General features: G+C 42.1%; 9 protein-coding genes. 4 read left to right on the top strand and 5 right to left on the bottom strand.

Annotation, left to right across the window (positions count from 1 at the left end; genetic code table 11):
• Window positions 1-9: 9 nt before the first annotated feature.
• Both I4Q58_RS07650 and I4Q58_RS07655 read right to left on the bottom strand, forming a co-directional pair.
• Window positions 10-1,347, bottom strand: a complete 1,338-nt coding sequence (locus tag I4Q58_RS07650; RefSeq protein WP_236002858.1) for a hypothetical protein — start codon at window positions 1,345-1,347, stop codon at window positions 10-12.
• A 14-nt stretch (window positions 1,348-1,361) separates the two neighbouring features.
• On the bottom strand, window positions 1,362-2,774 hold the full coding sequence (locus I4Q58_RS07655; protein ID WP_203295296.1) for a choice-of-anchor B family protein: 1,413 nt from the start codon (window positions 2,772-2,774) through the stop codon (window positions 1,362-1,364).
• 235 nt (window positions 2,775-3,009) lie between these two features.
• On the opposite strand from I4Q58_RS07655, the gene thiL reads away from it, so the two are divergent.
• A complete protein-coding gene (gene thiL / locus I4Q58_RS07660; RefSeq protein WP_203295297.1) occupies window positions 3,010-4,065 on the top strand; it encodes a thiamine-phosphate kinase in 1,056 nt (351 codons plus the stop codon).
• A 4-nt stretch (window positions 4,066-4,069) separates the two neighbouring features.
• Here thiL and I4Q58_RS07665 read toward each other — a convergent pair whose 3' ends face one another.
• Window positions 4,070-4,339, bottom strand: coding sequence for a hypothetical protein (locus I4Q58_RS07665; RefSeq protein WP_203295298.1), 270 nt, complete (start codon window positions 4,337-4,339; stop codon window positions 4,070-4,072).
• 80 nt (window positions 4,340-4,419) lie between these two features.
• Complete coding sequence (locus tag I4Q58_RS07670; protein ID WP_203295299.1) at window positions 4,420-5,181, bottom strand: alpha/beta fold hydrolase; 762 nt, start codon at window positions 5,179-5,181, stop codon at window positions 4,420-4,422.
• Here I4Q58_RS07670 and brnQ point away from each other — a divergent pair.
• Complete coding sequence (gene brnQ / locus I4Q58_RS07675) at window positions 5,149-6,489, top strand: branched-chain amino acid transport system II carrier protein (protein ID WP_317194053.1); 1,341 nt, start codon at window positions 5,149-5,151, stop codon at window positions 6,487-6,489. The genes I4Q58_RS07670 and brnQ overlap by 33 nt on opposite strands.
• A 33-nt stretch (window positions 6,490-6,522) precedes the next feature.
• Here brnQ and I4Q58_RS07680 read toward each other — a convergent pair whose 3' ends face one another.
• On the bottom strand, window positions 6,523-7,815 hold the full coding sequence (locus tag I4Q58_RS07680; RefSeq protein ID WP_203295300.1) for an aminopeptidase P family protein: 1,293 nt from the start codon (window positions 7,813-7,815) through the stop codon (window positions 6,523-6,525).
• A 127-nt stretch (window positions 7,816-7,942) separates the two neighbouring features.
• Between I4Q58_RS07680 and I4Q58_RS07685 the strand changes: the two genes are divergently transcribed.
• On the top strand, window positions 7,943-8,737 hold the full coding sequence (locus I4Q58_RS07685; RefSeq protein WP_203295301.1) for a hypothetical protein: 795 nt from the start codon (window positions 7,943-7,945) through the stop codon (window positions 8,735-8,737).
• Between the two features lie 84 nt (window positions 8,738-8,821).
• On the top strand, window positions 8,822-11,662 hold the full coding sequence (locus I4Q58_RS07690) for a WD40/YVTN/BNR-like repeat-containing protein (protein WP_203295302.1): 2,841 nt from the start codon (window positions 8,822-8,824) through the stop codon (window positions 11,660-11,662).
• The last annotated feature ends 20 nt before the right edge of the window (window positions 11,663-11,682 follow it).

An 11,682-nucleotide genomic window follows, 5' to 3' on the forward strand; every position in this document is an offset into this window, starting at 1 on the left:
ATAAAGTAGTTATTGGATTTTGATTAATAAAACGTCTTTCACACCACGAAATTGCGGTATGTCCATATCGTTGCTTTCGGTATTACCGACAACGATAATTTTATTGTCTTCCACTGGAATAGCGGCATCGCCGAAATCGAAGCTGGAGCCACCAAATGTCGCTTCATATTGAATGACTCCTTGTTCATCAATAATTAAGGTCCAGAGGTCGTTTTGGCCATTATTTCCTGAAACGTCTCCAGTCGTACTGCGAGTTGTTCCTGACAGCAAGTATTCTCCGTTGCCCATAGGTGTAATACTTCTTGCAGAATCGAATTGTTCCCCACCTAAATTACGCTTCCAAACAATATCGCCAGTAGTATTCACTTTCACAGCCCATAAATCGGCATTGCCTTTTGCGTTAGTTACATCTTGGTCGCTACTTCTAGCATCGCCGACCATGATATATCCACCTTCTGCATTTGCAATGGCGTAGCACACGTCGATTTCGGATCCACCATAGGACCGCGTCCATTGTTTTTCTCCGTTGGCATTTACTTTTACCAACCAATAATCGTAGCTTCCTTTATCGTCTGTGATATCGAAGTCGGTACTTTCTGAAGCGCCTGCCATCAAAAAGCCTCCATCTGGAGTTTGAATGGCGTCATAACTCCTGTCGTTATTCGTTCCTCCGAAATAATTTCGCCAGATTTTAGTACCGTTGGCATCCATCCGGATACCCCAATATTCGCCTACGCCATGTAAAGTACCTCGAGTATCATTCCCTTCACCATTACTTGCCGTAACATCTAGGAAACCTGTGGTGAAATACCCACCATCGGAAGTTTGCAGAACATTCAGGGCTTGATCGCTTCCTGGGTAGCCAAAGCTTTTTTCCCATTGAAGATTTCCGGTGCCGTCCAATTTTACGATCCAGTAGTCATGAAAACCGCTGTTTTCAGAAACATCGCCATCGTCGCTTCGGCTATAGCCAGATACGATATAGCCACCATCATTGGTTTTTTTTATACTGGTTGCTTTATCATCTGAACTTCCGCCATACACTTTATTCCAAAGTATAGTGCCTTCTTGCGAAACTTTTAAAACCCAATAATCGGAATCGGTAGTTGTTTTGCCATCAACATCTCCATCAGTACTTTCGGTTGTGCCCAACAGAATATAATTGCCATCATTGGCCATTACTACAGATACTGCTTCATCTAGGCCACTTCCACCAAAGGTTTTGATGTATTCTACAGTTCCGAATTCAGGATCCGGACTAGAATTATCATCTTTTTCACAAGAAAATAGGCTTACGAAAACACAGATTAGTGCTACGTAGCGCAGGGTAGGTAACATGAATTTCATAACGCTTATGGTTTTTACTTAATAATTAATCTTTTAGTGGTAGATCCGTTTATTTCAGTAAGGTACATTCCTGCTGAAAGGCTAGATACATCTAAATTAACAGTGTTATTATCAAAACTATTGTTTTGATAAACCGTTTGTCCAAGTACATTTAAAATACGAACACTAGTAATCGTTTCTTCTGCAGAAGCGATAGTAAGCTTACTATTCGTTGGGTTAGGATACATTGAAAACCCTTCTTTGGTAAGGGACGGGGTATCAAGTACCACAGGATCACGAACGAGAAGAAAGCCTCGGTTGATATCGCTAATTACGATATTCCCACTCTCAAAATAAGGATATAAGCTCCACACGCCTTCAAAGGAAGCAGAATTTGTTTCTGGATGTGAATCGAAAGAAGCCGCCTCAAAAATATTTTGATTTGCTATGTCGCTAATATCAATTACGCGTATTCCAGCAGTATAGTTTGCAAGATAGTAGTTATCTCCTTTTACATAGCCATTATGGTCGATAGCTGGAGTAGGGCCGAAATATTCAAAGTGAAACTGAGGATTGTCCAAATCTTCAAAATCGAAGATAATCGTACGAGAGTTGAAGCCAACAAACGATTCGTCCAATTCATCTCCTAATATAAAATAGCGCTGATCCTCGGTAAACCATCCTTGGTGGGTATAACCAACATTTGTATAGGAAATGGTAGAAATAGATTGCGGATTGTTTTTGTCGGTAATATCCACGATAGAAATTTCATTTTCGTTACTTCCAATCAAGATTTCTCTGTTGGTATAGTCGGAATCCGGCCCGTTATATGTAACTACTTGCGCATCGTGGCTATAGTCGTCCATAGAATATCCTCCAGCGAATGTTGGGTTTAGGGGATCCTGGATATTGATGAAATGGGGTCCCCCATTGAAAGTACTGGTTCCGACAGCATACGCAAATCCTGTATCTTCATTGATAACAATATTGTGCGCGTTTCCAAATTCATCGTAGTGGGCATCTTCAGTAAAGGTAACAGGTGCACTATTTACGTTACGCAAGCGCGTAAGATCAAAAACCTGCATTCCATGGCCACCTGCTTCACTTACAACGAAAGCGTAATTATTATAAACTTTTATATCGCGCCAAGTACTGTTTCCAGAGTGTGTTGGGAGTTTTCCTAGATAAATCGGATCGGTGGGTGTCGAAATATCGATAAATGCGGTACCGTTGTTCAAGCCAACGATTGCATACTCTATTTCAGTATCTGGATCTGTCCATCCCCAGGAATCATTACCCGAGCTGGCATCCAACGTATTTAAATTGATTTGCGATTGAAGCTGCAAGCCATCGCACGGATAGCCTGCGGATGTTCCACCTTCACAGGGGGACTGTGCTAGCATTGCCGTTGTAAAAAGACAAATTGCAGCGTGTAGAATTATTTTCATGAAGAGTTATTAAAAATTAAGATTGAGTTATAATATACGTTATCATAATATAACGAATTCAGTAGTAATATAGTATCTACCAATATAGTAAGTCGTGATAGACCTTGCAATATTACAAGTTATTATAGAAAATGTGCGATAAAAAGTTACATTTTCTATAGGATTGTTGAATTTTATATAGTGAAGGATGTGGTTCGAATAGGTTTCCTGTATTTTTGTGGAAAATTTAAAGAGCATGTTTGAAAATAAAGACGCTGAGAGAACTAGTATTTCCGATTTGGGTGAATTTGGCCTGATCGACCATCTAACCAAGCATTTTGAAATTAAAAATGAAGAAACGATATTAGGAATTGGCGACGATGCTGCTATTCTCCAGCCTGCAAATGATCAACAATTAGTGGTGACAACCGATATGTTGGTTGAAGGCGTGCATTTCGACCTTTCATATATGCCACTAAAACACTTGGGCTACAAGGCGGTAGTCGTGAATGTTAGCGATCTTTTCGCTATGAATGCTGAAGCCAAACAGATAACGGTTTCCATCGCAGTTTCAAACAGGTTTCCAGTGGAAGCCCTTGAAGAACTCTATGCCGGTATTACCACGGCTGCCAAAACCTATGGTGTAGATGTGGTGGGCGGCGATACGACCTCTTCAACCACAGGGCTGGTCATTAGTGTTACTGCCATCGGACTAGGTGCCAGCGATACTTTGGTGCGACGTTCTGGAGCGAAGGAAAATGACTTAATTGTGGTAACGGGCGATTTAGGGGGCGCCTATCTCGGCTTGCAGGTATTGGAACGAGAAAAAGAGGTTTTTAAGGTGAACCCGAAGTCGCAACCCGATTTGGAGCCGTATTCCTATTTAATTGAACGGCAATTAAAACCGGAGGCGCGAAAGGATATTCGTCCCTTATTGATGGAATTAGAAGTGAAGCCAACTTCAATGATTGACATTAGTGATGGCCTCTCTTCCGAATTGATACATATATGCAAAAGTTCACAGATGGGCTGTACACTCTATGAAGAGAAAATCCCCTTAGATCCTCAGGTGATTACCACTTGTGAAGAATTCGAATTGGATAGCACAACGATCGCCTTGTCAGGAGGTGAAGATTATGAACTGCTCTTCACCATCGATACGGCCGATTTCGACAAAATAAAGGGAAATCCACACCTTTCCGTGATTGGCCATATTAATGCTGAAAATGAAGGGATGCATCTGGTAACCCGAGCCAACACCAAAATTCCACTTAAGGCAAGAGGTTGGAATGCACTATCGGATGAAAAGTAGAAAATTAACTTGCGATACGCACGGGTTGTGATTTCCGTTGAAAGTAAGCTTGCTTTTTTCTGAAGAATTCAGCAAGCTTTTCATTTACTTGCTTATTCTTATTCGTCAACAATTCTGTGGTGCCCGAATATGTGTCAGTGATCTGTTTTCCGCAATTGCAACATTCATATTCATTGATATGGTGCGTGATGCGCTGCGACACTCGGTAACGGTGTCCGACAAGGCCACAATATGCGCCCTGCAAAGGATTCGTAGGTTTTTTGGGGAAGTTCATGGGTATCAGGAGTTTGCTTGTTAGTTAGGCTAATATATAAAAATTTCATAAATAATCGTTAAAACGCATAAAAATATCGATTAAATGCAAATTAATAACACTTCATTTTTGTTTTCTATCCATCCCATATGACCTCCATCTATTATTTTTAAAGGGGTTTTGCTCTCTTTTGCTAGTTCTTTTGAAAGTGTTAAAGAAATTAACGGGTCGCTCTTTCCGGCAATCCATAGTTTTTCATTCGAAAAGCGTCGTAGGGTTTCCGTTTGATCTTTCCGCTGCATCATGCCCCGTATGCACGCCTTGATTCCTTTCAATGGAAATGATAAGGCTTCGTTTTTTAAGCGTTCGATAATTTCTTCATAGTCATAAATCTTTTCCGATGGAAATAAATTCGCAATCGCCATACGGATAAAGGGAGCGGGATTTTCATCCAGCAATCGCAAGGCTCTATTTCGATTTACTAATCGCTCTTCCGAATCAGGGAGGGTGGTAGAATTCAACAGCAATAACCTTGAGATTCTTTCAGGATAGGCTTCGGCCATCGCCAACGCAACATAGCCACCCATGGAATGCCCTAAAATCGTGGCGGTAGAAATTTCACATTCATCCATTATATAAATCACTACCTCAGCCATTTCCTCCATCGTATGCACATGCCCAAACACATCACTTTTACCATGACCGGGTAAATCGATAGTAATTACGGTTTTCGTTTCTGAAAGGGAATCGACAAATTCATTCCAAATTGTTGAACTTTCTAAAAAGCCGTGCAGCAAAACAATCGCAGGGCCTTTTCCTGAAACGGTGTAATGAATGTCGCAATCGCGATAGGTGGAAATCATATTTTAGGTATCTTCAACCGCAAATATCTTGGAATGCGGCATACCAAACAAACCTTTATGACAGCCTTTGCGCTGTTTTCACTTTTCTTTGGGGCGGGTAACCTTATTTTGCCTCCATTTTTAGGGTTTCAAGCAAGTTCTGAATGGATCTGGGTAACATTCGGTTTTGCTATTTCGGCGGTTATCATTCCAATTTTGGCCATTTATGGTCATGCTAGACTTCAAGGAACGCTCACCGATTTCGCTAAAAAAATCTCACCATCCATAGCGTTGGTATATGCTGTTGCTATTTACTTGATTGCAATTTCGCTCCCATCTCCCAGAACAGCATCGGTTACTTACGAAATGGCCATCGCACCCTATTTCGAGCTGTCGTCGCTATGGTTTAGCTGCCTTTACTTTGCCTTGGTATTGCTATTCGCCCTAAACAGATCAAAGATTCTGGAACTGATTGGAAAATTTCTGACCCCAATCCTGGTCATATTATTGGTGATTATTATCGCTATCGGACTTTTTGCAGAACATTCGGCCTATAGCATCTCCCAAAGTGTGAGTCCCTTTACCGAAGGTATTTTGGAAGGCTACCAAACCTTTGATGCGATTGGAGGTGTGGTGGTTGGAGGTGTTATTGTTGTTTCCTTCGCTTTGCAAGGGAAATACGGTTACGAAGAAAAGAAAAAGATGATCGGTAAAGCTGGATTGTATGCTGGTTTCGGACTTTTTACCATCTATGCGGGACTGATTGCAATCGGTGCTTTTTATAGTGGCATGTTTACGGGTGAAACGAGAACCGAGCTTCTAACCTATTTGGGTATTGAGACCCTGGGAAATGTAGGGACTAGTTTTTTAGCGGTCGCGGTTGGACTAGCATGTTTTACCACCGCAGTTGGGATCGTAACCGGTACTGCCGATTTCTTCAAGGGGATACTGGGAAATTCGCGGCTAGTTTATAGTGTTACGGCTGTTTTGGGATGCGCTATCGGAATTGCAGTGGGCCAATTCAACGTTGCCTATATTATCGATATCGCCCTGCCAGCACTAATGATTATTTATCCGTTGACCATTATTCTAATTTTGCTGAATGCCATCCCACAGCAATTTGCTTCTCCGTTAGTATTCCGAATAGTGGCTCTGATAACGGTTCTATTCAGTCTTCCCGATTTTTTGGGATTTATAGTGGAGAGTGAAGCATTGACGTCAATTAGAAATACCATTCCACTCGGAAACCAAAATATGGGATGGGTGCTTCCAGCATTCCTGGCGTTTATACTAGCGAACCTTCTTCACAGAACGAAAAAGGCCCCATAAAAATGAGGCCTTATACTTTGAAAAAGTATTTACTTATGCATTCATGATCTCTTCGATCTCATCAGCTTCAATAGGAATATTTCGCATTAAGTTGAACGGTTCTCCTTCCTCTTGAATCACCACATCATCCTCCAATCGAATTCCGAAGCCTTCATCAGGAATGTAAATGCCCGGCTCAACCGTAAATACCTGATTGACCTGCATCGGCTCCCATAAAATTCCGTAGTCGTGGGTGTCCAAGCCAATATGGTGACTGGTCCCGTGCATAAAATATTTCTTATACGCTGGCCATTCCGGATCCTCGTTCTGAACATCAGCCGTATCCAATAAACCTAAGTCCAATAAAGCAGAGGTCATCATCTTCCCGACTTCCACGTGATATTCCTTCCATAGCGTGCCTGGCACTAACATTTTGGTAGCGTCATCCTTCACCTTATTTACGGCATTATACACCTCTTTTTGGCGCTTGGTAAACCGTCCGCTAACGGGAATGGTCCGCGACATATCACTGCTGTAATTAGCATATTCGGCACCCACATCCATTAAGATAAGGTCACCTTCTTTACATTGTTGATTGTTCTCCACATAGTGAAGCACATTTGCGTTGTTTCCACTGGCCACGATAGGTGTATAGGCGAATCCGCGTGATCGATTCCGAAGAAATTCGTGCATATATTCTGCTTCAATCTCGAATTCCCAAACACCGGCCTTCACAAAATTCAGGACTCTTTTGAAGCCTTTTTCCGTAATGTTACAGGCCGTTTGCATCAAATCGAGTTCGATCTCATCCTTTACCGAACGCAACCGCTGCAAAATAGGGTTGCTCTTCGCCCAACGATGGGCTGGGTATTGCTGCTTCGTCTTTTTGATGAAACGATCCTCGCGGGTTTCCGTTTCTACATTGGCGCGATAGTGTTCATTAGTGTTGAAGTATATCGTGCTGCACTGCGTCATCAGTTCAAAGAAAATCTTATCGAATTCTTTCAACCAGTATACCGTTCTGATACCGCTAACTTCAAAGGCTTTTTCCTTCGTCAGTTTTTCACCTTCCCAAACCGCAATATGCTCGTTGGTTTCGGTTAAGAACAATACCTCTCGATGCTTTTCTTCAACCGCATCCGGAAAAAGTAGCAACATGCTTGCATTCTGGTCGACCCCACTTAAATAGAAAAGATCGCGCGCCTGTTCAAATGGCATGGTGCTATCGGCACCGATAGGGTAAATGTCGTTACTGTTGAAAACCGCCAAGCTATTCGACTTCATCTGTTTCATGAAGTTTTTACGGTTTTTTACAAAAAGACTACTGTCTATAGGATGGTATTTCATTGCTTTTTATTCTTATTTCTACAAAATTACATGAAATTAAACCAAAGCCCATGACCGCTATTTAAAACTTTGCCGTAATTCTAAATTTCTTTTATATTGTTCTTTTTTCAAAGTAACCTCACTCTTTATGAAAGTTTTAGCGCTAGCAATCCATCTATTGCTTTCCATTTTTGTTTATGGACAAGTAGGGATAAATACGAACGACCCTCAAACCACTCTAGATGTCCAAGTTCCAAATCCTGCGACGCCGGATTCCTCTGCCGGAATTGGTTTTCCACAGGTAACCATATTGCCATCTTCAGGTAATAAGGCTGGACAAGTGGTATATCACACTATAGATGACGAGTTTTATTATTACGATGGAATAGCATGGTTCCCTTTAAAAGCTAATGTAGATGTTGTACAAGACTTGACGAGTCCAAACAATGGAGATGTTCTTTCTACTGCTGGATTAGTGGCTGAAATCAAGGATCTTTTTCCAAAAACCTGGGAGGAGAGAGATAATACTAATAGAAATTTTAGCAGTACGTGGGCAACAGGATTTACAACCCAAACGGTTACCATCAGGGATGGGTTCGATTGTAGATATAGGTATGAACTACCTTCACGCAATGATCAAACAAGTTGGGGAGGCGGTTATACATTAGTTCAAATCTCTGTGAATGGCGGTGCCTTTCAAGATGTGGTAGATATGGGATATCAACAATCCATGGTTAATGGCGGCGCAATTATTCATACGGCTACCAAAACTGTCTATTTCGATCGAGGTGCATTTGGAATTCCTGCCACTGGCGACTACACTATTCAAGTTAGGCTTCGTCATCGCTCATATTCTGGTACGCTAATGATTAATGGAAGTAGGGGAAGTTCTGCAAATGAATCTGCAAGTCTGCATGAATTTTCAGAAATTATAAGGGGATAACAGTAGGTGTAGAGTGCTTTTTATCCTTTCTGTTGAAGAAATCTTTCTTTATGTGTATTTTCATAGATTCAAAACTTGATTCTGATGAAACACATCCTCTCATTAACACTTCTGTTATTTTTTACCCTTATTTATGCCCAACAACCGGCAACTTCTACCGAAGCCATGCAACAGGCGCTTCAGCAAAAGGAGCAACTGTTGGAAACGTCACTCGTAAAAAACATTCCATTTAAAAACATCGGACCAACGGTCATGAGTGGACGGGTAACCGATTTCGCCGTAAATCCTGCCAATCCAACCGAATTTTTCGTCGGATATGCGAGTGGTGGTGTTTGGCATACCAACAATAACGGAACAACCTTCACCCCAATCCTCGATAACAGCCTTACCCAAAATGTGGGAAGCATCGCCATGGATTGGGAAAACAATATTTTATGGGTAGGTACAGGGGAAGTGAATGCCTCTCGCTCCAGTTATGCAGGCATCGGACTGTTGAAAAGTACCGATAGAGGTGAAACTTGGGAGAATGTGGGCTTAAATGATAGTCACCACATCAGCAAGATCCTTATCAACCCCAAAAATCCTGAAGAGGTAGTCGTCGGAGTGGTCGGACACCTATATTCCGAAAACACCGAAAGAGGCGTGTATAAAACCTTGGATGGTGGCCAGAGTTGGAATCGCACCTTATATGTTGATGGAGGCAGTGGGATTATTGAAATGGACCGCGATCCGAAGAACTTCAACATCATATATGCTTCTTCTTGGGATAAGGACCGAAAGGCATGGAATTTCCGTGGAAGTGGAGAAGGCAGTGCTATCTATAAAAGTACCGATGCAGGGAATACGTGGACAAAAGTTTCGGTAGATGGTAGCGGCTTTCCAGTTGGGGAAGGCGTTGGTCGTATCGGTTTGGCAGTAGTAGACGAAAACACCGTGTATGCCATTCATGATAATCAGGACCGTCGGGAAGAAGAAAATGAAGAGGATGAAAACGACGATCTGACGAAAGACGATTTTAAGGAAATGACGGTACAGCAATTTTTGGACTTGGACAACGATAAGTTGAAACAATTTCTTCGCAGAAATGGTTTTCAGGAGAAATATCGCCCGGAAAACGTGAAAAACATGGTGCGTGGCGGAACGGTGAAGCCCATCGATCTTGCAAAATACCTTGAGGATGCTAATAGCATGCTTTTCGATTCTCCCGTGATTGGGGCTGAAGTATACAAAAGCACAAACGGAGGCAAAACGTGGAGCAAGACGCACGAAGGCTATTTAGACGACCTGTATTATTCGTATGGATATTACTTCGGAAAAGTGCACGTAGACCCGAGCAACGCTCAGAAAATTTATATTTATGGAGTCCCAATCCTGAAGTCGGACGATGGTGGAAAAACCTTTGAAAGCATTAGCGCTGAAAACGTACATGCCGATCACCATGCGCTATGGATTAACCCAAATCGTTCAGGTCATTTAATAGATGGGAACGATGGAGGGGTAAATATTTCGTACGACGATGGTGAAAACTGGATCAAGAACAACGCTCCGGCCGTTGGACAGTTCTATACCGTGAATGTCGATAATGAAAAACCGTATAATGTTTATGGAGGCCTTCAGGACAATGGTGTTTGGGTAGGGGCGCATAACGCCGAAATGGATTTTTCGTGGCAGCAAAGCGGTCAGAATCCGTATAAAAGCATCATGGGTGGCGATGGTATGCAAGTGCAGATAGATAGTCGGAACAGCGACATCGTATATACCGGATTTCAGTTTGGGAACTATTATCGAATCAATCGTGAAACAGAAGAGACCACTTACATTCAACCAAAACATGAGTTGGGGGAAAGTCCGTATCGTTTCAACTGGCAAACACCGATATTGTTGAGTCCGCACAACCAAGACATCCTGTATTTAGGAGGTAATAAATTGATGCGCTCGATGAACCAAGGAACCGATTGGGAAGCTATTTCTGGCGATCTTACCCAAGGTGGAAAAAAAGGAAATGTCGCCTATGGAACTTTGACGAGCATCAGCGAATCACCCTTCAAATTTGGATTGCTGTATGCTGGAAGTGATGATGGAATGTTGCACGTATCTCAAAATGCAGGTGGAAATTGGGTGAATATTTCTAAAACCTTTCCAAACGACCTATGGGTCAGCCACGTGATAGCCTCACAGCATAAAAAAGAGCGTGTGTATGTTACGTTGAATGGGAATCGCTGGGACGATTTTAAGCCGTATGTATATGTAAGTGAAAATTATGGTCAGTCGTGGAAAGACATCAGAAGCAACTTACCAGCGTCTCCCGTGAATGTTATTAAGGAAGATCCTGCGAATGAAGATGTGTTGTATTTGGGAACCGATAACGGTGCTTATGTAAGCTGGGATCGTGGTGATAGCTGGCAGGCATTTTCTGAAGGCTTGCCGCGAGTGGCAGTACACGATTTGGTGGTTCAGGAGCGTGAAAAGGATTTGGTTTTGGGAACGCACGGACGCTCTTTTTACCTCGCCGATGTGGAATTGTTGCAAATGATGAAGCAAGGTGAAATGAATGCGCTGATCGTTTCAGAATTGAAGCCCATTTCACACTCACGTCGTTGGGGAGGCAGCTATAGTATGTGGTATGAAACCAACGAACCTTCGGTTGAGATGCAATTCTATTCCCCTTCAGCAGGAAAGGGAAGCCTTCAAATTGAAACGAAAGAGGGAAAAGTGCTTCAAAAAATGGAGCAGGAATTCGATAAAGGCATTAATGTGATGCACTATGATTTGACCGTATCCGAAAAAGGTGTTAAGACATTAGAGAAAAATGAAGTCAAAACTTCAAAGGCGCAAAACGAAAAGTATTATTTGCCAATAGGGGAATATGTTGCGAAGATTACGGTGGGCAACCAAGAGAAAACAATTCCGTTAGTGATTGAATAAAGTTTATAACAATTCTAAAT

Origin of the sequence: Luteirhabdus pelagi (genome assembly GCF_016827595.1) — a bacterium.
GTDB lineage: Bacteria > Bacteroidota > Bacteroidia > Flavobacteriales > Flavobacteriaceae > Luteirhabdus > Luteirhabdus pelagi.